This is a genomic window from Prescottella defluvii (assembly GCF_000738775.1).
In the GTDB taxonomy this organism is placed as follows: Bacteria; Actinomycetota; Actinomycetes; order Mycobacteriales; family Mycobacteriaceae; genus Prescottella; species Prescottella defluvii.
This window is the reverse complement of the sequence record NZ_JPOC01000029.1, coordinates 128815-150478: the sequence shown is the minus strand read 5'-3', so window position 1 is coordinate 150478 and position 21664 is coordinate 128815. Positions and strand designations below refer to the sequence as shown.

At 69.9% G+C, this 21664-nt stretch carries 21 protein-coding genes; 15 read left to right on the top strand and 6 right to left on the bottom strand.

Going from position 1 to position 21664, the window contains the following annotated elements; genetic code table 11:
• The first annotated feature begins 139 nt into the window (after positions 1-139).
• A complete protein-coding gene (locus IJ15_RS0112585; protein WP_031938693.1) occupies positions 140-415 on the top strand; it encodes a hypothetical protein in 276 nt (91 codons plus the stop codon).
• 1 nt (position 416) lies between these two features.
• On the opposite strand, the gene IJ15_RS0112580 is transcribed toward IJ15_RS0112585, so the two are convergent.
• Complete coding sequence (locus IJ15_RS0112580) at positions 417-1292, bottom strand: dienelactone hydrolase family protein (protein WP_031938692.1); 876 nt, start codon at positions 1290-1292, stop codon at positions 417-419.
• Between the two features lie 98 nt (positions 1293-1390).
• Between IJ15_RS0112580 and glmS the strand changes: the two genes are divergently transcribed.
• Positions 1391-3259: a glutamine--fructose-6-phosphate transaminase (isomerizing) gene (gene glmS, locus IJ15_RS0112575; protein ID WP_031938691.1), complete on the top strand. Its 1869-nt coding sequence runs from the start codon at positions 1391-1393 to the stop codon at positions 3257-3259.
• 30 nt (positions 3260-3289) lie between these two features.
• On the opposite strand, the gene IJ15_RS0112570 is transcribed toward glmS, so the two are convergent.
• Complete coding sequence (locus tag IJ15_RS0112570; RefSeq protein WP_031938690.1) at positions 3290-3649, bottom strand: cupredoxin domain-containing protein; 360 nt, start codon at positions 3647-3649, stop codon at positions 3290-3292.
• Positions 3650-3722: 73 nt separating this feature from the next.
• On the opposite strand from IJ15_RS0112570, the gene IJ15_RS0112565 reads away from it, so the two are divergent.
• From IJ15_RS0112565 to tsaE, 5 genes are read left to right on the top strand one after another with little or no spacing between them, the layout of a single operon-like run.
• Positions 3723-4499 carry a VOC family protein gene (locus IJ15_RS0112565; protein ID WP_031938689.1) on the top strand — a complete coding sequence of 259 codons (777 nt, stop codon included), beginning with the start codon at positions 3723-3725 and terminating at the stop codon, positions 4497-4499.
• A 5-nt stretch (positions 4500-4504) separates the two neighbouring features.
• A complete protein-coding gene (locus IJ15_RS0112560) occupies positions 4505-5968 on the top strand; it encodes an NAD(P)H-hydrate dehydratase (RefSeq protein ID WP_031938688.1) in 1464 nt (487 codons plus the stop codon).
• A gap of 58 nt (positions 5969-6026) precedes the next feature.
• Positions 6027-7244, top strand: a complete 1218-nt coding sequence (gene alr, locus IJ15_RS0112555) for an alanine racemase (protein WP_407984086.1) — start codon at positions 6027-6029, stop codon at positions 7242-7244.
• Positions 7241-8335, top strand: a complete 1095-nt coding sequence (locus IJ15_RS0112550) for an alpha/beta fold hydrolase (protein ID WP_031938686.1) — start codon at positions 7241-7243, stop codon at positions 8333-8335. The genes alr and IJ15_RS0112550 overlap by 4 nt, the downstream gene beginning before the upstream one ends.
• Entirely contained in the window at positions 8325-8831 is a 507-nt protein-coding gene (gene tsaE / locus IJ15_RS0112545; RefSeq protein ID WP_031938685.1) for a tRNA (adenosine(37)-N6)-threonylcarbamoyltransferase complex ATPase subunit type 1 TsaE, read from the top strand. The genes IJ15_RS0112550 and tsaE overlap by 11 nt, the downstream gene beginning before the upstream one ends.
• Before the next feature lie 4 nt (positions 8832-8835).
• Here tsaE and IJ15_RS0112540 read toward each other — a convergent pair whose 3' ends face one another.
• Positions 8836-9714, bottom strand: coding sequence for an oxygenase MpaB family protein (locus tag IJ15_RS0112540; protein ID WP_031938684.1), 879 nt, complete (start codon positions 9712-9714; stop codon positions 8836-8838).
• A 157-nt stretch (positions 9715-9871) separates the two neighbouring features.
• Here IJ15_RS0112540 and tsaB point away from each other — a divergent pair, with 157 nt between their 5' ends.
• The 3 genes from tsaB to tsaD are packed head-to-tail and all read left to right on the top strand — an operon-like array spanning position 9872 to position 12041.
• Complete coding sequence (gene tsaB, locus IJ15_RS0112535) at positions 9872-10528, top strand: tRNA (adenosine(37)-N6)-threonylcarbamoyltransferase complex dimerization subunit type 1 TsaB (RefSeq protein ID WP_031938683.1); 657 nt, start codon at positions 9872-9874, stop codon at positions 10526-10528.
• A complete protein-coding gene (gene rimI, locus IJ15_RS0112530; RefSeq protein ID WP_031938682.1) occupies positions 10525-10995 on the top strand; it encodes a ribosomal protein S18-alanine N-acetyltransferase in 471 nt (156 codons plus the stop codon). The genes tsaB and rimI overlap by 4 nt, the downstream gene beginning before the upstream one ends.
• A 5-nt stretch (positions 10996-11000) precedes the next feature.
• A complete protein-coding gene (tsaD, locus tag IJ15_RS0112525) occupies positions 11001-12041 on the top strand; it encodes a tRNA (adenosine(37)-N6)-threonylcarbamoyltransferase complex transferase subunit TsaD (protein ID WP_031938681.1) in 1041 nt (346 codons plus the stop codon).
• Here tsaD and IJ15_RS0112520 read toward each other — a convergent pair.
• Positions 11986-13413 (bottom strand): acetate and sugar kinases/Hsc70/actin family protein, encoded by a 1428-nt coding sequence (locus tag IJ15_RS0112520; protein ID WP_031938680.1) that lies wholly within the window; start codon positions 13411-13413, stop codon positions 11986-11988. The two genes, tsaD and IJ15_RS0112520, sit on opposite strands and share 56 nt — an antisense overlap.
• Positions 13414-13618: 205 nt before the next feature.
• Here IJ15_RS0112520 and IJ15_RS0112515 point away from each other — a divergent pair, with 205 nt between their 5' ends.
• Complete coding sequence (locus IJ15_RS0112515; RefSeq protein WP_031938679.1) at positions 13619-14200, top strand: potassium channel family protein; 582 nt, start codon at positions 13619-13621, stop codon at positions 14198-14200.
• Here the strand turns inward: IJ15_RS0112515 and IJ15_RS0112510 are convergent.
• Positions 14197-15933 carry a TIGR03767 family metallophosphoesterase gene (locus IJ15_RS0112510; RefSeq protein ID WP_031938678.1) on the bottom strand — a complete coding sequence of 579 codons (1737 nt, stop codon included), beginning with the start codon at positions 15931-15933 and terminating at the stop codon, positions 14197-14199. The two genes, IJ15_RS0112515 and IJ15_RS0112510, sit on opposite strands and share 4 nt — an antisense overlap.
• Positions 15934-16408: 475 nt before the next feature.
• Here IJ15_RS0112510 and IJ15_RS0112500 point away from each other — a divergent pair, with 475 nt between their 5' ends.
• Positions 16409-17323 (top strand): alpha/beta hydrolase, encoded by a 915-nt coding sequence (locus IJ15_RS0112500; protein ID WP_081880716.1) that lies wholly within the window; start codon positions 16409-16411, stop codon positions 17321-17323.
• A gap of 60 nt (positions 17324-17383) precedes the next feature.
• Positions 17384-18358 (top strand): prolyl aminopeptidase, encoded by a 975-nt coding sequence (pip, locus tag IJ15_RS0112495; RefSeq protein ID WP_031938676.1) that lies wholly within the window; start codon positions 17384-17386, stop codon positions 18356-18358.
• A 14-nt stretch (positions 18359-18372) separates the two neighbouring features.
• Here the strand turns inward: pip and IJ15_RS0112490 are convergent, their stop codons facing one another.
• Entirely contained in the window at positions 18373-19356 is a 984-nt protein-coding gene (locus IJ15_RS0112490; RefSeq protein WP_031938675.1) for an endonuclease/exonuclease/phosphatase family protein, read from the bottom strand.
• Positions 19357-19634: 278 nt separating this feature from the next.
• On the opposite strand from IJ15_RS0112490, the gene groES reads away from it, so the two are divergent.
• Entirely contained in the window at positions 19635-19937 is a 303-nt protein-coding gene (groES, locus tag IJ15_RS0112485) for a co-chaperone GroES (RefSeq protein WP_031938674.1), read from the top strand.
• A 91-nt stretch (positions 19938-20028) separates the two neighbouring features.
• Entirely contained in the window at positions 20029-21642 is a 1614-nt protein-coding gene (groL, locus tag IJ15_RS0112480; RefSeq protein WP_031938673.1) for a chaperonin GroEL, read from the top strand.
• Positions 21643-21664 lie beyond the last annotated feature (22 nt).

The following is a 21664-nucleotide window of genomic DNA, read 5'->3' as shown; positions in this document are numbered from 1 at the left end:
CCGGGGCCCCGCCGCCCCCCGGCCCCCCCCGCCTCCCCAGCCGCCCCCGGACCCGCCGGCCCCGGAACCTCAGCCCCCGCCCGCGCCGGCACCCACCCCGGAACCGGCACCCGACTGCCCCGACGACGAGGAGTTGGTCGTGGACGATCCGGTGGATCCACCGGCACCGTCGGCGCCGACGGTGGACGACGACCCGGCCGTCTACTGCGTCCCGGCGCCGGAACCTAAACCGGAACCGGAGCCCGGGGCGCTGGGTGCTCCGGGCGTGCCGTCGATGCTCGGGTTGCCGCAGGGGGCGGCGCAGGGGGCTGCGCGGCGTCGCCAGGAGGAACAACCGGCGATCGCCGAGATGGGACCGCCGCCGTCACCCGGCGAGGAGACCGGTGCGGTGCTCGCGGAGTCGGGTTCGTGGTGAGTCAGCGCCCGAGGAGCTGCCCGATCTGGACGCCCGCGTGGTGTGCGGCGGCATCGTCGGGGTCGAGCGGATTCTCGGTCTCGTCCCGCACGGCCGGGTGGGTGCCGGGGAAGTGTGCGTCGGGGTCGGCGAACGGGGCGTAGGTCTTGTCGCCGGTGAGGTGATGCAGCAGGTATCCGGTCACGTGCGCCCGCGTCACGTGCTGGGTGCGGCGTTCGGATCCGCCGACGCCGAGGAAGCCGAGGAGTCGGCGTCCCTCGACGAGTCCGGCACTCGAACCCTTGTCGACGACCCTCAGCAGGCTCTCGCCCTTCCACGCGTCGGCGAGGGCGAGGGCGTCGCTGCCCAGTGAGTCGACGTCGCTCGCCCCGGCGATGACGAGTCCCGGTACGTCGATCCGCGCGGCCGCGACGGTTGCGGACGGTGCGGTGGGGGCGGGGAACAGCGCGGCGACGGCTTGGACGCGGGCCGTCCGGGCCGCCGCGAGCACGGCCACACCGGCACCCATGCCGTGTCCGGCGAACGCGAGGCGTTCGGGGTGGACGCTGATCCGGCCGGGGCCGAGGCGCACACCGGTGCAGATGTCGAGGGTGGTGCCCAGGTCCGCGGCGAGTCCGAGGTGGGACGGCACGGGGCCGCGCTCGGTCGCCGGCGCAGCAGCGACGATGCCCCACGATGCGAGGTGCTCGAGTGTCGCGGCGTAGTTGGTGGTCCCGGCGAGCCAGTCGTGAGCGAAGGCGACGGCGGGGAGGTTGAACCCCTCGGCGGGGGTGTAGACCACGCCGGGTTGCCCCGCGAGTGCCAGATCACCGCGCAGCACCTTGTGTGGGCCACGCTTGGACAGCTTGGATACCAGGGATTTCGGTGTCTGCGCCACGGAGGAGACGTTATCCGATGGGAGGCGGCCTTCGGGAGTTGCGCTGCGCCGCCTGTCCGAGTTCATTCCGGTCCGTGGTCCAAGTACCCTGGTGAACCATGTGCGGAATCGTGGGTTACGTGGGCCACCGCCAGGCTCTGGATGTCGTGGAGAAGGCGTTGCAGCGGATGGAATACCGCGGCTACGACTCCGCCGGTGTCGCGGTCCTGGACGGCAGAGGCGGCTTGGCGACCGAGCGTAAGGCCGGGCGCCTGGCCAATCTCGAGGCCGAGCTCGGCGAGATCGGTCGGGACAAGTTCGTCGGTACCACCGGCATGGGGCATACGCGGTGGGCGACGCACGGCAAGCCGACCGACCGCAACGCGCACCCGCATCGGGATGCGAGCGGCCGGTTCGCCGTCGTGCACAACGGCATCATCGAGAACTTCGCCCCGCTGCGCACCGAGCTCGAGGCCGCGGGTGTGGATCTGCTGAGCGACACCGACTCCGAGGTCACGGTCCACCTCGTCGCCAAGGCGTACGAGTCCGGTCCCACCGCGGGCGACTTCCTGCAGAGTGCGCTGTCGGTGCTGCGCCGGCTCGAGGGTGCGTTCACGCTGGTGTTCACGCACGCCGACCACCCCGACATGATCATCGCGGCGCGCCGGTCGACGCCGCTCGTCGTCGGTGTCGGTGAGGGCGAGACGTTCATCGGCTCCGATGTCGCGGCGTTCATCGAGCACACCCGGGACGCGGTCGAGCTCGGTCAGGACCAGGCGGTCGTGATCACCGCGGACGGCTACTCGGTCACCGACTTCTTCGGCAACGATGCGTCCGCCCAGACCCGCGCCTTCCGAATCGACTGGGACCTGCAGGCCGCCGAGAAGGGTGGCCACGACTACTTCATGCTCAAGGAGATCCAGGAGCAGCCGGACGCGGTCGCCGACACCCTGCGCGGGCATTTCGTCGACCAGCACATCGTCCTCGACGAGCAGCGGCTGTCCGATCAGGAACTGCGCGACGTCGACAAGGTCTTCGTCGTGGCGTGCGGCAGCGCGTACCACTCGGGTCTGCTCGCGAAGTACGCGATCGAGCACTGGACGCGGCTGCCCGTCGAGGTGGAGCTCGCCAGTGAGTTCCGGTACCGCGACCCGGTGCTGGACCGATCGACGCTCGTCGTCGCGATCTCGCAGTCCGGTGAGACCGCGGACACGCTCGAGGCGGTCAAGCACGCGAAGGACCAGAAGGCCCGGGTGCTGGCGATCTGCAACACCAACGGTGCACAGATTCCGCGTGAGGCCGACGCCGTCCTCTACACGCGGGCCGGTCCGGAGATCGCCGTGGCCTCCACCAAGGCCTTCCTTGCCCAGGTGACTGCGAACTACCTGGTGGGGCTGGCCTTGGCGCAGGCTCGCGGCACGAAGTACCCGGACGAGGTGGCGCGCGAGTACGCCGACCTCGCGGCGATGCCGGGGCTGGTCGCCCGCGTCCTCGACACCGTCGAGCCGGTGCGTGCCCTGGCCCGCCAGTTCGCCGACTCGTCGGCGGTGCTGTTCCTCGGTCGTCACGTCGGCTACCCGGTGGCCCTCGAGGGTGCGCTCAAGCTCAAGGAGCTGGCGTACATGCACGCCGAGGGTTTCGCGGCGGGTGAGCTCAAGCACGGTCCGATCGCGCTGATCGAGGAGGGCCTGCCGGTCATCGTGGTGATGCCGTCGCCGAAGGGGCGCGCGGTGCTGCACTCGAAGCTGGTCTCGAACATCCAGGAGATCAAGGCGCGTGGCGCGACGACGATCGTGATCGCCGAGGAGGGCGACGAGGCGGTGCGGGCGCACGCCGATCACCTCATCGAGATCCCGGCGGCGCCGACGCTGCTGCAGCCGCTGCTGTCGACGGTTCCGTTGCAGGTGTTCGCGGCCGAGGTCGCGGTCGCTCGCGGCCTGGACGTGGACAAGCCGCGCAACCTCGCGAAGTCGGTCACCGTCGAATAGTCGTTCGACGGCTCGGTGTGGTCGTGGTCGTCAGACCACCACGACCACACCGAGCATGTCCGGGTGCAGCGAGCACGTGTAGTTGTAGGTGCCGGGCTCGGTGAAGGTGAACTCCCAGGTCCCGGTCTTGAGCAGGGGGCTGCGGAGCACGGACTTGGCCTCGCCGACGCCGACGACGTCGTGGGGGACCCCGCGGTCGTCGAACACCCACGTCACCGTCTGGCCGGCCTGGATCGTGATCGACGTCGGCGCGTAGGCCATGTTCTTCACCACGACGGTGAGTCCGTTGTCCGGCTCGGTGGGCGGGCTGCCCTCCGAGTTCGAGGTGCAGCCGGAAAGTGTTGCGGCCAAAGCGATTCCGATGGCCATGGCGGTTGCCCGTGCTTTCATGCAATTCAGCGTAGTCTGGCGACGAGTGTGTCCTCCGACACCTCCGTGACCTCGAATCGACCGAGGAGTTGCCATGCCTGCCCGTGAATCCGCGCCGCTGGGCGCCCCGTGCTGGATCGATCTGCAGTCGTCCGACATCGACCGCGCCGCCGAGTTCTACGATGCCCTGTTCGGCTGGACCCACGAGGCGTCGGGGGAGGAGTACGGCGGCTACGTGATGTTCCATGCCGGCGGCAAGCCGGTGGCGGGCGCGATGCCGGGGCAGCCCGGCAATCCGTACGTGAACGTGTGGACGACCTACCTGGCGACGGCGGATGCGGATGCGACCGCGGAGGCCGTCTCGAAGGCCGGCGGTCAGGTGATGATGGAGCCGATGACGGTTCCGCAGCAGGGGCGGATGGCGATGTTCCTGGACGCGTCGGGTGGCGTGGTGGGCGCGTGGCAGCCGGCCGAGCACAAGGGTTTCGGGATGATCGGTGAGACGGGTACGCCCGCGTGGTTCGAACTGGTCAGCAAGGACTACGACGCGGCCCTGCCTTTCTATCGGGACGCGTTCGGCTGGGATCTCGCCACGTTGAGCGACTCCGACGAATTCCGTTATTCCACAGGCAGGTTCGACGGCGAGGACCTGGCAGGAATCTACGATGCGAGCAAGGCGCTCCCGGCCGAGGTGCCCTCGCGCTGGCAGATGTTCGTCCAGGTCGACGACACCGACACGGCGATCGCGCGTGTCCGGGAACTCGGTGGGGCCGTCCTCACCCAACCGTGGGACACCGAGTACGGCCGGATGGCGCAGGTCGCCGATCCCAACGGGGCGCCGTTCATGATCTCGGGCCCGGTGGCGGCCTGACGGTGATGCGCCACTACTACACGACACGGCAGGTCAAGGCCGCGGAGGCGCCGCTGCTGGCGAGTCTGCCCGAGGGCACGCTGATGCGGCGCGCCGCGTACGGTCTGACGCGTGTCGTGGCCGACGAACTGCGGGACCGGACCGGGGGCGTGGCCGGTCGCGCCGTCACGCTGCTCGTCGGATCCGGTGACAACGGCGGGGATGCGCTGTGGGCGGGGGCGTTGCTGCGGCGTCGGGGTGTCGCGGTCACCGCGGTCCTGCTGAACCCGGAACGTGTGCACGCCGCCGGTCTCGCGGCGTTGCGGGCTGCGGGCGGGCGGGTCTCGCCAGATCCCGGCGACCCGGACCTGGTGCTCGACGGCATCGTCGGCATCTCCGGCAAGGGGCCGCTGCGGCCGGCCGCAGCGGCGATCGTCGCGGACCTCGATGCTCCGATCGTCGCGGTCGACCTGCCCAGCGGCGTCGACCCCGACACGGGCACCGTCGACGGACCTGCCGTGACCGCTGCCGTCACGGTGGCGTTCGGCGCGCTCAAACCGGTGCACGTCCTGGCCGCGACCCGGTGCGGCCGCGTCGAACTGGTTCCGATCGGTCTCGCACTTCCCGAACCCGACCTGAGGGCTCTCGACGCGGGGGACGTGGGCGGGATGTGGCCGGTTCCGCGGGCCGCGGACGACAAGTACACGCAGGGCGTGGTCGGCGTCGTCGCGGGCAGCCGGCGCTACCCGGGGGCGGCGGTGCTGTCGGCGGGCGCCGCGGTCACCGCGACCGCCGGGATGGTCCGCTACGCGGGACGGGCCGCGGCGGAGGTCCTCAGCCATTGGCCCGAGGTGGTCGCTGCGCCGTCGCCCTCGGATGCCGGTCGGGTGCAGGCATGGGTCGTGGGACCGGGGATCGGCACCGACGATGCCGCGCGGGGCGAACTGCGGACCGTGCTCGCCTCGGATGTCCCGGTACTCGTGGACGCCGACGGCCTCAACCTGTTGGCCGAGCATCCCGACCTCGTCAGCGACCGTGCTGCCCCGACGCTGCTGACGCCGCACGCCGGCGAGTTCGAGCGGCTCACCGGTGCCGCGCCGACACCGGACCGGGTCGCGGCGACGCGGGCGCTGGCCGCCGAGTGGGGGGTGACCGTCCTGCTGAAGGGCCGGGCCACCGTGATCGCGGACCCGCACGGCCGGGTGTTCGTCAACGACGCGGGCAGTTCGTGGGCGGCCACGGCAGGGTCGGGTGACGTCCTGTCCGGTGTGATCGGTGCGCTCCTGGCGACCGGGCTCGAGCCGGCGGTGGCCGCGGCCGCAGGTGCGCGTGCGCATTCCCTCGCGGCCAATCTCGGAGCGCGGGAGGGCTCCGAGGGCATCGGGGACACCGGACTCGCGCCGATCTCGGCGTCGACGCTGCTGGCGCACCTGCGGTCGGCGATTCGGATACTGCGGGAGTTTCCGAGCTCACCTGTGCCCGAATCGTGACTGATCGGGTCGTACCCAGGAACCGGGCCGGTCCCGGTGAGTGGCAGGATCGAAGTCTGTGACTACTACCGCGCAGGAGACCGACACCGACCCGACCACCGCGAACGCCACCCCGGCGGCGGACACACCTCCGGCGGCGGCGCCGCAGGCGGAAGCGGTGATCGATCTCGATGCGGTGGCCCACAACGTGCGGATCCTGCGGGAGCACGCCGGCGATGCGGCGGTCATGGCCGTCGTGAAGGCGGACGCCTACAACCACGGTGCGGTTCCGGTCGCGCGGGCCGCGCTCGCCGCCGGTGCGCGGGAACTGGGTGTCACCACGCTCGCCGAGGGCATCGAACTCAAGAACGCGGGTATCACCGCACCGGTGCTGTCGTGGCTGCACACCGCGGACGCCGACTACGCCCCCGCGATCGCGGCGGGTGTCGAGGTGGGGTTGTCGTCCCCGCGGCATCTCGCGGCCGTCGTCGCGGCGGCGCGGGAGGTCGGCACGCCTGCGACGGTGACGATCAAGGTCGACACCGGGCTCAACCGGAACGGCGTCTCGCGTGAGGAGTGGACGGACTTCCTGACGGACCTGGCCCGGGTCGAGGCCGAGGGCGCGGTGCGTTTCAAGGGTGTGTTCTCGCATCTCGCGCATGCCGACGAACCGCACCACCCCGTCATCGACGACCAGCGGGAGCGGTTCACCGGTGCCCTCGCCGACGCCAAGCGCATCGGGCTGGTACCGGAGGCGGCGCACCTGTCGAACTCGGCGGCCACCCTCACCCGTGCTGACCTGCAATTCGACATGGTTCGGCCCGGAATCGCGATATACGGACTGTCCCCGGTACCGGATCTGGGGACGTTCGGCCTGCGGCCGGTCATGACGTTCCGATCGAGGGTGGCGCTGGTGAAGAAAGTGGCAGCTGGTGAGGGTGTGTCCTACGGGCACACGTGGGTGGCCCCGCACGACACGACGGTGGCGTTGCTGCCGGTCGGGTACGCGGACGGCATCCCCCGTGCGCTGGGTGGACGGTTCGACGTGCGTCTGGGCGACGACCGCCGCCCGGGCATCGGACGGGTCTGCATGGACCAGGTCGTCGTCGATCTCGGTCCGGACGGCGCCGGGGTGCAGGAAGGGGACACCGCGGTGTTCTTCGGCAACGGGGAGCACGGTGAGCCGCACGCGCAGGAGTGGGCGGACGCGCTCGACACCATCCACTACGAGGTGGTGACGTCGGTGCGGGGCCGGACGGTGCGCACCTATGTCGGCGGCCCCGGCGGTCGATCGTGAACGTCCTGAACCGGATCGGCCTGTTCGGGGGCGTGCTCGGCGCCGCCGCGGTCGGCGCGATCGCCGGACTCAACGTGGTCAAGGCCGCGGCGACGCGCCGCGGACCGGAGATCTACGGGTCCGAGAACTTCGAACTCATGCGCGGCGACCGCAGCCGCGTGGTGGTGACCGAGGACGACGTACCGCTGCTGGTGCGGGAGGTCGGGCCGGCGGACGCACCGCTGACGGTGATCTTCGTGCACGGCTACTGCCTGCGGATGGAGTCGTGGCACTTCCAGCGCACGATGCTCGCGCAGCGGTGGGGCGACGCGGTCCGGATGGTGTTCTACGACCAGCGGGGGCACGGCGAGTCCGGGATGCCCACCACCGAGAGCTGCACGATCGCGCAGCTCGGCCGGGACCTGGTGGCCGTCGTCGAGGAGGTGGCGCCGTCGGGGCCGGTGGTGCTCGTCGGGCATTCGATGGGCGGCATGACGATCCTCGCGACGGCCCGACAGTTCCCGGAACTGTTCGACGACAAGGTGATCGGCGTGGGCCTGCTCGCGACGACCGCGGCGGGACTGAACAAGTCGGGGCTCGGAAGCAACCTCGACAACCCGGTGATCGACGCGTTCCGGCTCGCGGTGCGCACCGCGCCCGGGGTCGTGCAGCAGGCGCGCGGCGCGGCCCGCGCGATCATCTCGCCGATCCTGCGGGCCGCGTCGTACGGCACCGAGGTGAGCCCGCGGCTCGTCACGTTCTCGGAGTGCATGCTGGGCGACATCTCCGTCGTGACGATCGTGAACTTCCTCGAATCCCTGGAACTGCACGACGAGTCGGAGGCGTTGCCGGTGCTGTCGGACACGCCGGCGCTGGTGCTGTGTGGTGACGCCGACATGATCATCCCGTTCAGCAGTTCCCGAGCCCTCGCGGCCGCGCTGCCCCGTTCCGAGCTGGTGCGGGTGCGCGACGCCGGCCATCTCGTGGAGCTCGAGTTCCCGCAGGTAACCTCCGATGCGATCGATCGGCTGGTCCGGCGTGCCGTGTCGAGTCGTGGGAACCACGAGAATGCTGTGCCGGCGGGTGAACTGGAGCGAACCGATGTCGGCTGACACACGTACGGGTGGTCGTGCGACCCTGCCCACGACCGAGGACACCGAGGCGCTGGGCCGGGCGCTGGCCTGCGACCTCGTCGCCGGCGATCTCGTGGTGCTCGACGGCCCGCTGGGTGCCGGCAAGACGGCGCTGACCCGCGGCATCGCGGCGGGCCTCGGTGTCGAGGGCCGGGTGACGTCGCCGACGTTCATCATCGCGCGCGAGCACCGGCCGGGGACGCGCCCGGACGGCGGTGCGCCCGTCGCACTGGTGCACGTCGACGCCTACCGGTTGAACGAGGCGGTGGCCTCCGACACCGTGGACATGCACGATCAGCTCGACGCGCTCGACCTCGACACCGACCTCGCGAACGCGGTGGTCGTCGTCGAGTGGGGCGAGGGCGTCGTCGAGCATCTCGCGGACCGGCACCTGCTGGTGCGGTTGCGGCGCGAGCCGGAGTCGGATGTCCGCACGGCCGTGTGGGAGTGGGTCTCCAGCCCCGCCGCCCGCTGATCGGTCAGCGGCGCACACCGTCGATGCCGCGCACCTTGCGGTACGGGTGTGCGTCGACGTCCGACAGCATGTCGGCGATGAGCTTCTCGTAGGGCTTGTTGCGGCGGGCGGCGGCCATGAGCCAGCGGGTGGTCCGGGCGGCGCCGCCGAGGCTCATCGGGCGGCCGGCGACTCCGAACATGGTGCGAGCAAACTCGGGGAGCAGCGCGATGATGCCGTCCTGGATCACGATCGACGACGCGACCTTGATCGGGTTCCCCTTCAACGTCGGCTTGCGCAGTTGGGTGGTGGCCTCGGCCGCCGGCAGCGTGACGGCCAGCCAGTCCACCTGCGCGTGGATGTAGGTGTCGAGCTCGGCGTGGGTGCCGGGCAGTGCGGACGGGTCGATGCCGACGAGTTCGGCCGCGCGGTGCTGCTCGACGACGAAGCGGTCACGTTCGGCTGCCGTAAGGGTCGGCCCGTACAGCTCGGAGCTGCGCAGGATTCCCCACACGAGGGTGTTGTGCGTCCAGGCGAGCCAGTCCGGCTCGTCGGCGACCAGGGTCCGACCGGTGCGCTCGTCGGTCCACTGAGCGTGCTTGTGCATGCGCCGCACCGCTTCGCCGGCGGCGAGGGCGTGCGCGGTATCCCCGAAGATCGTGGTGTCGAGGAACTTGACGGTGCGAGCCGCCCGGCCGACCGGGTCGCCGTAGTTGTCGGAGACCTTGCTGAACAGCGTCATCATGTCGGGGTTGAGGGTCTGGAGGAGCACGCCGCAGACGGCGCCGAGCGTGGATGCCGGATCGGCGAACAGGCGCCAGGTGACGCTGTCGGGTCCGAAGAGTCCGTCGTCCTGGCGTGCCGATGGTTCCTGCTGTTCGAGATTCCCGACTACCCGACTCATCTCCCGACCTCCCCGACCATGTGACCGCCGTGCGCGGCAATGTTCGGTAATCGTGCCCAAAACCGGCATTTGTACCAAGCGACGCGCCGAGGGGCCCCGCCGGTGGCCGGTCGGCCGGTCCCGGGAGCCTCGGGAAGTGCGAGTAACCTGGTACATCGTGCTTGTGCTTGCCATCGACACCTCCACGCCCGCGGTCACTGCGGGTGTCGTGAGCTTCGACCCCGATTCGGATGCCGGCGTACCTCGGACGTTGGCGTCCCGCGTCACCGTCGATGCCCGAGCGCACGCGGAGGTACTGACCCCGCAGGTGCTCGAGTGTCTCGACGAATCGGGCCACGTCCCCGCCGATCTGGACGCCGTCGTCGTCGGGGTGGGCCCCGGCCCGTTCACGGGCCTGCGTGTCGGCATGGCGACCGCCGCCGCGTTCGGCGATGCGCTGGGCATTCCGGTCCACGGGGTGTGCAGTCTCGATGCGATCGCCGCCGATGTGCCCGGGGAGCAGGACCTGTTGGTGGTCACCGACGCTCGTCGCCGCGAGGTGTACTGGGCGCGGTACTCCGGCGGCGATCGGGTCGAGGGGCCCGACGTCGTCAAGCCGTCCGAGCTGGATCCGTCGCCGTCACGGGTGATCGCGGGGTCGGCCTCGCACGTGGACATGTTCGACCTGCGGGTCGAGCCGGTCGAGACCCCGTCGCCGTCCGGTCTGGTGGCGGTCGCGGCGCAGGCGCTGCGGGTGGGTGTGGAGCCGGAACCGCTGGTGCCGTTGTACTTGCGGCGCCCGGACGCGGTGGAGTTGGCGGACCGCCGGAAATGAGCATTCGGATCGTTCCGATGGTCGACGCCGACGCCGACCGGTGCGCCGAACTCGAACAGGTGCTGTTCCCCGGTGACGACCCCTGGAGCGCGCAGGCGTTCCGGTCGGAACTCGCGGGCGGGCACAACCGCTACTTCACGGCGCGGGACGACGCCGACACCCTGATCGGCTACGCCGGGGTGGCACTGCTCGGCACGAGCATCACGCCGGAGTCCGAGGTGCACACCATCGGCGTGGATCCGGCGGCGCAGCGCGGTGGCATCGGCGGCGCGCTGCTCGCCGAACTGCTGAGCATCGCGGACAAGTGGGGCGGCCCGATGTTCCTCGAGGTCCGCACCGACAACGAACCGGCGATCGCGCTGTACCGGCGCGAGGGCTTCGAGATCGTCGGTACCAGGAAGCGGTACTACCAGCCGAGCGGCGCGGACGCATTCACGATGCGCCGACCGGCACCGGGTGAGGAGTGACGGCCATGATCGTGATGGGTATCGAGAGTTCGTGCGACGAGACCGGTGTCGGCATCGTCCGCTGGTCGGGCGACGGCCGCTGCGAGCTGCTCGCCGACGAGGTGGCGTCGAGCGTCGACCAGCACGCGCGCTACGGCGGCGTGGTGCCCGAGGTGGCGTCGCGTGCCCACCTCGAGGCGATGGTCCCGACGATGAAGCGCGCGCTCGCGGCCGCGGGCATCGACAGGCCCGACGCCATCTGCGTGACGATCGGCCCCGGCCTCGCCGGTGCGCTGCTGGTCGGTGTCGCCGCGGCCAAGGCGTACGCGGTGGCGTGGGGTGTGCCGTTCTACGCGATCAACCATCTCGGCGGGCACGTCGCGGTGGACACCATCGAGCACGGGCCGATGCCACCGTGCGTCGCCCTCCTGGTCTCGGGCGGACACACCCATCTGCTGCACGTGGAGGAACTGGGCCGCAAGCCGATCGTGGAACTCGGCACCACGGTCGACGACGCGGCCGGTGAGGCCTTCGACAAGGTCGCCCGTCTGCTCGGCCTCGGCTTCCCGGGGGGACCCGCGCTCGATCGTCTCGCCCAGCAGGGGGACCGGGACGCCATCGTGTTCCCGCGCGGCATGACCGGGTCTCGCGACGCACGTCACGACTTCTCGTTCTCGGGCCTCAAGACGGCCGTGGCGAGATTCGTCGAGGCGAAGCAGCGTGCGGGCGAGGAGGTTCCGGTCGCCGACGTCGCGGCGGGCTTCCAGGAGTCGGTTGCGGACGTGCTGACGATGAAGGCGGTGCGCGCAGCGCAGGACGTCGGCGTCGACACCCTCGTGCTCGGTGGCGGCGCGACAGCGAACTCTCGGATCCGATCACTCGCGGAGGAGCGTTGTGCCGCAGCGGGTCTCACGCTGCGAGTGCCGAGTCCTCGGCTGTGCACCGACAACGGTGTGATGATCGCGGCGCTCGGCGCCCACCTCATCGCGGGCGGCGCGCAGCCGTCCGCACTCACCTCGGCGACGAATCCGGGACTTCCGGTGTCGGTGAGCCAGATTCGGGACTGATCTGCGGCGGCGGCGGCCCGGCCGGGGGCTCGGTGTCGGAGCTGGGCGGCTCGGTCGTCGGGGGCTCCGAGCGGGGCGGTTCCGAGGTCGGCGGTTCGGAGCTGGGTGGTTCGGAGCTGGGGGGCACGGTCGTGATCGGCCCGGAGCCGGGTGGGGCGATCGGCGGGCCGGTGTCCGGAGTCGGGATGCTGGGGATGCTGGGGATGCTCGGTACCAGCTCCGGGAGCCACGTGGGTAGGTCGGGCCACATCGGCGGAATCCACGGCCGGCTCTGAGTGGTAGTCGGCGGCGGGGTCGTCGTGGCCGGCGCTTCGGTGGTCGGGGGCGTCGTCGTCGGTGGGGGCGGTTCGACGGTGGTGGTGTACTGCGTCGTCGAAGCCGGACCGCTGAAGCTGTCGGTGGAGGGCAGTGGCAGCTGCGGGGCGTACCCCGGCACGGTCGCGGTGGGAGTCGGATCGCTCGACGGGATGTCGGTGGCGTCCGGATCGGCCGTGGGGACGTCAGGCTCGGTCGAGGGCACCTCGATGACCTGGCTGCCGGTGGGCGCGTAGTTCTCCTCGCTCTGCGGGATCACTTCCTTGACGCCGTAGCCGAGCATCAGGCCGCCGACCACGAGCGCGCCGACGAGGGCGCCGGTCCCACGGCCTCCGCCGGATCCGGCGACAACCGGAAAATCTTGGCGGGCATTCGACCCGGCCAGCAGCGCAGCGCCTTTCGCGGTCGCGGCCTCCGGTTCGGGCACGATGATGGTGACGCCGTCGAAGCCGGTGTCGAGTGCCGCACCCACGTCGGCGATGTTTCCGCCGCCGCCGACCAGGACCGCGGCCTCGGGGGTGCGCAGCCCTCGCGCGCAGACGTCGGTCACGAACTCGACGACGCGGGAGGCGATATCTGCGTCCGGTGTGTCGGCGGCGCGGTCGCCGCTGACGGTAGTGGTGCGATCGCGGCAGTAGATGGTGCCGCTCGCCTGGTCGACGACCGTGACCGTGAGCCCGGACGCGCCGAGGTCGACGATCGCGATGCTCCCGTACTGCGCGACCAGTCCGGTACTGCGGAGGTAGGCCAGGGTGGCGGCGGTCTCGGGGACCAGGCGGATGGCTCGGCGCTGGCGCTTGGCCGCGGACCGCACGGCCGCCGCGTGGCTCTCGGTGCGGTACGCCACCGCGATCGCGTCGGGTTCGATCCTGCGTTCGGGAACCTGGACGGTCATCAGGCCGATCGCGGAGAGGCTGAGGTCGCCGAGATCGGTGTGGGTGCCCAGGTCCGAGGACAGCGTCCGGTACTCCACGGATTGCGTGCCGGTGTCGTCGGTGGCGACGAGTGCAGTGCACACGCCCGCCGCTCCGGCAGAGATGCCGAGTGAACTTCGCACTGTCCACCTCCCACTTTCGGTGTTCGGAACTGTTCGCGTTCTCGACGCGCTCGCATCGGAAAGCTGGAATACTTCTCTTCCAGACGTCGACGTCGTTATCCGAACGTTACCGAACATCGGGCTGCGCCGCTCGGTCAGGTGTGTCGCCGCAGGTCGGTGTGGTGTTCGCGGTAGCGCGGCCGGGCGAATACAGAAGCGAGAGCCCATGTCCGATCCGGGTCTACTGCAGGAACTCGACAAGCACGAGCGGCGCCGACTGCTGCGGCGGGCCCTGCTACCCCCGATCGGAACCGTCGTCGTCCTGACGGTCGCGTACTTCGTGCTGCCGATGGATCATCTGTCGAACGCCGGCACGGTCGCGATCCTCGTCGGGGGAGTGATGTTCGTTGTGGTGCTGTGCATCTGGCAGGTGCGGCAGATCCTGCGGTCCACGGTGCCCGCCCTGCGGTCGGCCTCGGCGCTGATGGTGACACTGCCCGTGTACCTGCTGGGTTCGTCGGTGGCGAGCTTCCTTCTGTCCCAGATGAACCCGGAGTCGTTCACCGAGCCGCTGACTCGGATCGACGCGTTGTACTTCACGCTCACGGTCTTCGCGACGGTGGGTTTCGGCGATATCGCCGCCGTCGAGCAGACGGCCCGGGCCGTTGTCACCGCGCAGATCGTCGGCAACCTCGTGATGCTCGCGGTCGGAGTGCGCCTGCTCACCGAAGCCGTGCGATGGAGCAGGGCGCGGCGGGGGAGCGGCGGCGGTGCGGACGCCCCGAAGGGCGTCCGCACCGACGACTAGCGCAGTGTCGCCAGGACCAGCTCCACGTTGTGGTCCGGGGAGCCGCCCAGCAGCTTCGGGTCGGCATGAATGTCGTTGAACGAGAACTCCCGGTACAGCGACGCCAGCCCCGCCGGGGAGAAGTCGTCGTAGTCGACCTGGAGCGGGCTGTCGGCCTCGATCAGCGTGGTCAGCAGCGACACCGTGCCGTCCTCGTTGTCGACGACCTCGATGATGCGTCCCTGCTGCGGGAAGTCGATGTGCGACGCCGTGTTGATCTCCCAGAATCCCTGCGCCGGGGTCTGGCCGACCTGAGCGGTGATGCGGTTCTCGTGGGTGTGGCCGTTGACCCACGCGAGGACGTTCGGGAAGCGGTGCAGCATGTCCACCAGCTGGGCGCCCTTGTAGCGGGGCTCGAGCGGACGCTCCGGGTCGGGCAGGGTGTTCGCCATCGTGGTGCTCGTGTGGTGGCTGAACAGCACGAAGTAGGTGTCGGTACGGCTCTGGGTGACGAGGCCGCCGTTGGTGTCGTAGTACTTGCTGCTGCCGGCGAGCAGCGTCTGCTCGATCCACTTGAACTGTGCCTCGCCGAGCGAGCCGTCGACGAAGCCGGCGCGGTTGGTCGAGTCCATGCTGATGCCGATCACGCCGGGCGCGATCTCGAACGTGTAGTAGCCGATTCCGGTTTCGTCGGCGTCGGCCTCGAAACCGTGGCCGACCGGGCCGGGGCCCGCGTTCGCCGGGTCGAGGTGGGCGGCGATGAACTCCCGCGGCGTGAACGGCTGGCGACGCGCGTCCGGGGTGACGGTGCGCGGCGGGGTGGTGATCGCCGACAGCAGGTTGAGGACGGCCGTCGGATCCGAACTGAGGGCGCTCGACATGCGCGCGGCCTGATCGGACGAGTCCGGCACCTCGAACTTCTTGTCGCCGGTGTACATCTGCTCGAGGAACGGGATCCCGCTCGGGAGCGTGCCCTCGACGGAGTCGTCGTGATTACCGAAGACGCAGTACCACTTGGTGTTCAGGCCGGGGCTGGTGACCGGCTGCAGTGCCGCCGACAGCAGGCCGGGAACCTCCGGGAATCCGGTCTGCTTGTAGATGTCCTGGATCGACGACTCGGGGTTCCAGTACAGGTCCGCGCCCGAGTTCTGCACGCCCTCGTAGCGGCTCATGTCGCCGGTGTTGGGGACGAACGTGCCACCGTTGAACGCCTTGAGGAACCAGTCGAGTTCGGCGTGCTCCTTGTTGTCGGTGTTGTCGCCGGTGGTGATCACGGCGTCGAAGTCGCGCTGCGTGTGCGGGCCCTTGCGCAGCGAGTTGACCCGGTTGATGAGGGAGACGAGGCCCTGCGTGGTCATCGTCTCCTGCGGCCGGAACGCCGCACCCTGGAAGGGGTGGACGTACTCGAACCGGACGGGCGACTGGGCGTCGAGCACGTGCACATCGGTGAGCTGGACCATCGAGGCGAGGGCGGAGCGGCGATCCTCGCGGCCCGACTTGGGCTCGGCCAGGTCGGTGCGGACCACCAGCGGCCACCCCGGGCCGGCGGTGAGGCGGCGGTACCCGCTGCTGCCCAGCGGGACGGCGACGGACTCGAGGGTGGTGCCTGCGATCGACGCGGGCAGCGGGGCGGCCGCGGACGCCCGTGCAGTGAGCGGGTTCCACGACGGGCCGCCGATGAGAGGCAGCCCGGCGACCCCGAGCGCTCCGATGCCGGCAGCTCCGAGGAAGGACCGCCGATTCCAACCGTTCATCTGCTGTTCACACACGGCGCCCACTGTAAGGGACGATTCGTGCCGCAGACCCCGGTTGGCGCCGATTGCGGTCCCGTGTCGCTCGACGGCCCCTCTGGGCGGAGAGCGGTCCGAACGGCGGGACCTGCGGCAGCCCGGGCATCGCCGGGCGTGCGGTTTCACGCGCCGATCCTGCACGCGTTCCCGTGTGACGGCCCACCGACCGCACCGGGCGAGGTGAGGGCGCCCACGTCGTCGAGCGTCTCCGAGTTCGACTCGTTCGCGGGAATCCGCAGTTGGTCGCTGCCGGCATCCGGGCACGGACAGGCGTCCCGAACAATCGAGTGAGGGTGGCGAGGATTCGTAATTCGTTGTGCCACTTGCGCTTCTTGGCAAGTCGTGAACGTTGTCCAGGTCAGTCGAGTGCGGCTAGCGTGAGCTGGGCCCAGGGGAGCGGGTGGTGCCGATGCAGTACGACGAGGGCGGAGATCGAGGAATGGACGCGACGACCTACGCCGGATTCCTTCCGGCGCCCTACCGCGGGACGCTGCGTGAGCCTGAATCGACGTGGTGGCAGTGGCGCGGGCGCCGGGTCCACATCGCCCGCGCATCTCGGCCCGACGCCCCGGTGCGTGTCATGGGGATTCACGGGGCCGGTGGGCATGCCTCGGCGCTCTGGTCGTTCGCGTCCCTGGCCGCCGACGAAGGTGTCGAGGTTCTCTGTCCCGACATGCCCCTCTACGGACTGACGATCGAACCTCGGCCGGCACGTGTCCGCTACCGGGATTGGATCGACCTGCTCTGCGACCTGGTCGACACCGAACGAGACAGTGACCCGCGGCCACTGATTCTGTTCGGCGCAAGCATGGGCGGCATGATGGCCTACGAGGTAGCCGCTCGCACAGGTCGGATCGCTGCGGTCCTCGCCACGTGTCTGCTCGACACCGCCGACCCCGAAGCCCGCTCGGCTGCGGCCCGTTGGGGACTCGTCGGCGAGGCGGCACCGACATTCCTGCCGCCGGTCGCCCGGGTGGCCGGAAACCTGCGGCTGCCGATCAAGTGGCTCGTACGCATGAACCGGATGAGCAACAACCCTGACCTCTCGCGCCTGTGCGCCTCCGATCCGCGCGGCGGGGGCGTCCGGGTCCCGTTGGGGTTCCTCGCCGACTGGTTCGCCTTCCCACACACGGTCCCCGAGCAGTTCACCGCGGCTCCGGTCACGCTCCTGCACCCGGCAGCCGATCGATGGACTCCACCGCAGGCCAGTCGACGATTCCTCGACCGCATCTCCGCGCCCACTCGGTCCGTCCTGCTCGAGAACTGCGGACACTGGCCGGTCGAAGAACCCGGGCTCACCCAGCTGATCACCGAAGCGAGATCTGTGATCACCGCAGTCGCCGAACCGAGCTGAGATCCGCCCTGGGTTCCGACGTTGCCGGCGGAGGTCGCGGGACCTGCAAGACTCGGCGTCATGGTTGCTCTGTACCCAGCGGTCGAACCGTACGACTCGGGGCATCTCGACGTTTCCGACGGCCACTCCCTGTACTGGGAGACCGTCGGTAGCGCCGCGGGTGTGCCGGTGGTCTACCTGCACGGAGGGCCGGGGTCGGGCTGCACCCTGGGTGCGCGCAGGTTCTTCGACCCGAGCGTGTTCCGCGCGGTGCTGTTCGACCAGCGCGGTTGCGGGCGCAGTCGGCCACTCGCCGACGATCCGTCCACGGACCTCTCGACGAACACGACCGACCACCTGATCGCCGACATCGAGGCACTGCGCGTGCATCTCGGAATCGACAGATGGGTGGTGGTCGGGTTGTCCTGGGGTGTGACACTCGCCCTGGCCTACGCCCAGGCGCACCCCGACCGGGTGATCGGGATGGCGTTGGGCGCGATCACCTCCGGTGGGCGCCGGGAGATCGAGTGGGTCGTCCGCGACATGCGCCGCGTCTTTCCGCGCGAATGGGAGCGGTTCATCGAACCGGTACCGGAGGGCGAGCGCGAGGGAAATCTGGCCGCCGCCTACGCGCGACTGCTCGCCCACCCCGATCCGGCCGTTCGCGAGAACGCGGCACTGCGCTGGTGCGAGTGGGAGGACACCCATGTGTCCCTGGTTCCCGGGTGGACGCCGTCCCGCAGATATCGGGACCCCGCGTTCCGGAGGGTGTTCGCACGCCTGGTGACCCACTACTGGGGCAACGACTGCTTCCTGGCCGAACGTCAATTGCTCGACGGCATGGGCGAACTCGCGGACATCCCTGCCGTCCTCGTCCACGGGCGATACGACGTGTCCGGACCCCTCGACACCGCGTGGGAACTGGTTCGCCGATGGCCGGGCAGCAGACTCGTCGTCGTCGACGACGCAGGCCACGGTGGTGGCAGCTTCACCGGGCACGTCGCCGAGGCGATCGATTCCTTCGCGCCGGGCGGAGTCGTCGGAGGTCGCCCGTAGCAACTCGGTCCGGCTCAGGATCCGGTCGTGAGTTGCACGTCCGCGATCAGTCCGTGGTGATCGGAGCCGGCCACGTCGATGCGTTCGAGTGACGTCGCGGTGGCGCCCTTGGTGAGGATGTGGTCGATCCCGACGACCGCGGGGTAGCGCTTGTCGGTGGGGTACGTCGGCAGAATCCCGGCGCCCAGTCGATCGGCAGCATCGACGTACCCGCCGCGGCGCAGATCCCGGAACTTGCGGTGCGAGTAGGTGGCGTTGAAGTCGCCGCTGACGATGACGTTGTCGTGGGCGGCCGCCGAATCCATGTCGTCGCGCAGTCGCTCGAAGTCCTCCGTCCAATCGGCTGCGGGCGCGATGTACGCGGGCACCGGATGCACGTCGTACAGGATCACCGGCCGTCCCAGGCCGGCGTCGACCTCGACGACCAGGTTGGTCAGGGCCATCCCGTCGACCTGACGGTGGTTCGACAACGGCAGTCGGCTGTAGATTCCGCCGCCGGCGCCGCCGGTCGGGTGCGGCGCCAGGACCTGATGGGGAAGAAGTTCCTCGAGCCCGGCGTCCCTCAGGGCGTCGACGGAGGGGACGGTCAGTTCCTGGATGGTGAGCACGTCGATGTCCCGTTCGCGCACCGTCCGCACCAGGGCCTCCGGATCGGCGGAACCCACCATGATGTTGGACTGCATCACCCGAATCGACGGGCCGTTCGCGTCCACGGCGGGTTCGCCGGTCGCGCCCGCGACATACAGCGGGCCGTACGCCCAGCCGGCGAACCCGACGACGACGAGGGACGCAGCGAGCAACAGCCATTGCCGGGCCACGGCGGTTGCGATCGCCCCGATCACGGTGGCCAGTAGCAGCAGGGGTGCGAAGGAGGCTGCCACGATCACGACATTGTCGGAGGCGCCCGAGCGGAATGCGGTCAGTGCGGCGACGCCGGCTGCCAGACCGGCCACTCCGGCTGTGCCTGCAAGCAATCGCAGTGCCCTGGATCTGGTCACGACGACACCGCCCCCCGAATAGCCCGACCGTGCGCAGTGTAGTGACCGCCGAGCGCGCAGTCGGCGGGCCCGGCGCCGCATCGGTCTTTCCCGGTGCGACCCGAGCGCACGCTGCCCTTGAGCGCTGGCACTCGCATGTATAGAGTGCTAGTCGACGCTGAGCGAGTCCCGGCACCCGCGACGACGGGGCACGTGAAGAGTCACTGTGGTGACTTAATTGATCGTGGTCCGAGGAACAGCCTCGGGCCCAACGAACCCCTGAAAGTGGAGGGCTCATCGTGGCGAGCGTGAACATCAAGCCGCTCGAGGACAAGATCCTCGTCCAGGCCAACGAGGCCGAGACGACGACTGCCTCCGGCCTGGTCATCCCCGACACGGCGAAGGAGAAGCCCCAGGAGGGCACCGTCGTCGCCGTTGGTCCCGGCCGCTGGGACGAGGATGGCGAGAAGCGCATCCCCCTGGACGTCCAGGAGGGCGACACCGTCATCTACAGCAAGTACGGCGGAACCGAGATCAAGTACGCCGGCCAGGAGTACCTGATCCTGTCGGCTCGCGACGTTCTGGCTGTCGTCTCCAAGTAAGCCTCACGCATACCGCCCCGGAGTTCCGCATCGGACCCGGGGCGGCGTGCGTTCCGGCGCAACCTGCGAAAGTCCAGGAGAAGCTGAATCAATGTCCAAGCAGATTGAATTCAACGAGAAGGCCCGGCGCGCGCTCGAACGCGGTGTAGACCAGCTCGCCGACGCCGTCAAGGTCACCATCGGCCCGCGCGGTCGGCACGTCGTGCTCGCCAAGGCATTCGGCGGCCCCACCGTCACCAACGACGGTGTGAGCATCGCCCGCGAGATCGAGCTCGAGGATCCGTTCGAGAACCTCGGCGCGCAGCTCGTCAAGAGCGTCGCCACCAAGACCAACGACGTCGCGGGCGACGGCACCACGACCGCCACCGTGCTCGCACAGGCGCTGGTCAAGGCCGGCCTGAAGAACGTTGCCGCGGGCGCCAACCCGATCGGCCTCGGCGTGGGCATCAGCAAGGCCGCCGACGCCGTGTCGGAGGCGCTGCTCGCTGCCGCCACCCCGGTCGAGGGCAAGGAGGCCATCGCTCAGGTCGCCACCGTGTCGTCGCGTGACGCCGAGATCGGCGAACTGGTCGGCGAGGCCATGACCCGCGTCGGCGTCGACGGCGTCGTCACGGTCGAGGAGTCCTCGACCCTGCACACCGAACTCGTCGTCACCGAGGGCGTGCAGTTCGACAAGGGCTACCTGTCGCCCTACTTCATCACCGATATCGATGCGCAGCAGGCGGTTCTCGAGGACGCGCTGATCCTCCTCTACCGCGAGAAGATCAGCTCCCTGCCCGAGTTCCTGCCGCTGCTCGAGAAGATCGCCGAGTCCGGCAAGCCGGTCCTGATCATCGCCGAGGACATCGAGGGCGAGTCGCTCTCGACCCTCGTGGTGAACTCGATCCGCAAGACCATCAAGGCCGTTGCCGTCAAGGCGCCGTTCTTCGGTGACCGCCGCAAGGCGTTCCTCGAGGACCTCGCCGTGGTCACCGCCGGCACCGTCATCACCGCCGACATGGGTGTGACGCTGAAGGACGCCGGTCTGGAGCTGCTGGGCAGCGCGCGTCGCGTCGTCGTCACCAAGGACGAGACGACGATCGTCGACGGTGCCGGCACCGAGACCGACATCGAGACCCGTGTCGGTCAGCTCAAGCGCGAGATCGAGAACACCGACTCCGACTGGGATCGCGAGAAGCTCGAGGAGCGCCTCGCGAAGCTGGCCGGTGGCGTCGCCGTCATCAAGGTCGGCGCGGCCACCGAGACCGACCTCAAGGAACGCAAGTTCCGCGTCGAGGATGCGGTCAACGCTGCCAAGGCTGCGGTCGAGGAGGGCATCGTCCCCGGTGGCGGTTCGGCCATCGTGCAGGCCGGTCACGCACTCGCCGATCTGGCGGCGTCGCTGTCCGGTGACGAGGCCACCGGCGTCGAGGTCGTCCGTACCGCGCTCGCGGCCCCGCTGTACTGGATCGCCAGTAACGCCGGCGTCGACGGTGCCGTCGTCGTCAGCAAGGTGTCCGAGTCGCCCAACGGGCACGGCTTCAACGCCGCGACCCTCACCTACGGTGACCTGCTCGCCGACGGTGTCGTCGACCCGGTCAAGGTGACCCGCTCCGCCGTCGTCAACGCGGCATCGGTCGCGCGGATGGTGCTCACCACGGAGAGCGCCGTCGTCGAGAAGCCCACCGAGGCCGTCGCGGACGCCGGCCACGGCCACGCGCACTGATCCACTCGGATCTACTCGGCGT

Bases quoted from the DNA above. Each gene is read 5' to 3' on its own strand.
- glmS (WP_031938691.1), top strand. From the start codon at position 1,391: ATGTGCGGAATCGTGGGTTACGTGGGCCACCGCCAGGCTCTGGATGTC.
- IJ15_RS0112570 (WP_031938690.1), bottom strand. From the start codon at position 3,649: ATGAAAGCACGGGCAACCGCCATGGCCATCGGAATCGCTTTGGCCGCA.
- IJ15_RS0112565 (WP_031938689.1), top strand. From the start codon at position 3,723: ATGCCTGCCCGTGAATCCGCGCCGCTGGGCGCCCCGTGCTGGATCGAT.
- IJ15_RS0112560 (WP_031938688.1), top strand. From the start codon at position 4,505: ATGCGCCACTACTACACGACACGGCAGGTCAAGGCCGCGGAGGCGCCG.
- tsaE (WP_031938685.1), top strand. From the start codon at position 8,325: ATGTCGGCTGACACACGTACGGGTGGTCGTGCGACCCTGCCCACGACC.
- IJ15_RS0112540 (WP_031938684.1), bottom strand. From the start codon at position 9,714: ATGAGTCGGGTAGTCGGGAATCTCGAACAGCAGGAACCATCGGCACGC.
- rimI (WP_031938682.1), top strand. From the start codon at position 10,525: ATGAGCATTCGGATCGTTCCGATGGTCGACGCCGACGCCGACCGGTGC.
- tsaD (WP_031938681.1), top strand. From the start codon at position 11,001: ATGATCGTGATGGGTATCGAGAGTTCGTGCGACGAGACCGGTGTCGGC.
- IJ15_RS0112515 (WP_031938679.1), top strand. From the start codon at position 13,619: ATGTCCGATCCGGGTCTACTGCAGGAACTCGACAAGCACGAGCGGCGC.
- IJ15_RS0112510 (WP_031938678.1), bottom strand. From the start codon at position 15,933: ATGAACGGTTGGAATCGGCGGTCCTTCCTCGGAGCTGCCGGCATCGGA.
- IJ15_RS0112500 (WP_081880716.1), top strand. From the start codon at position 16,409: ATGGACGCGACGACCTACGCCGGATTCCTTCCGGCGCCCTACCGCGGG.
- pip (WP_031938676.1), top strand. From the start codon at position 17,384: ATGGTTGCTCTGTACCCAGCGGTCGAACCGTACGACTCGGGGCATCTC.
- groL (WP_031938673.1), top strand. From the start codon at position 20,029: ATGTCCAAGCAGATTGAATTCAACGAGAAGGCCCGGCGCGCGCTCGAA.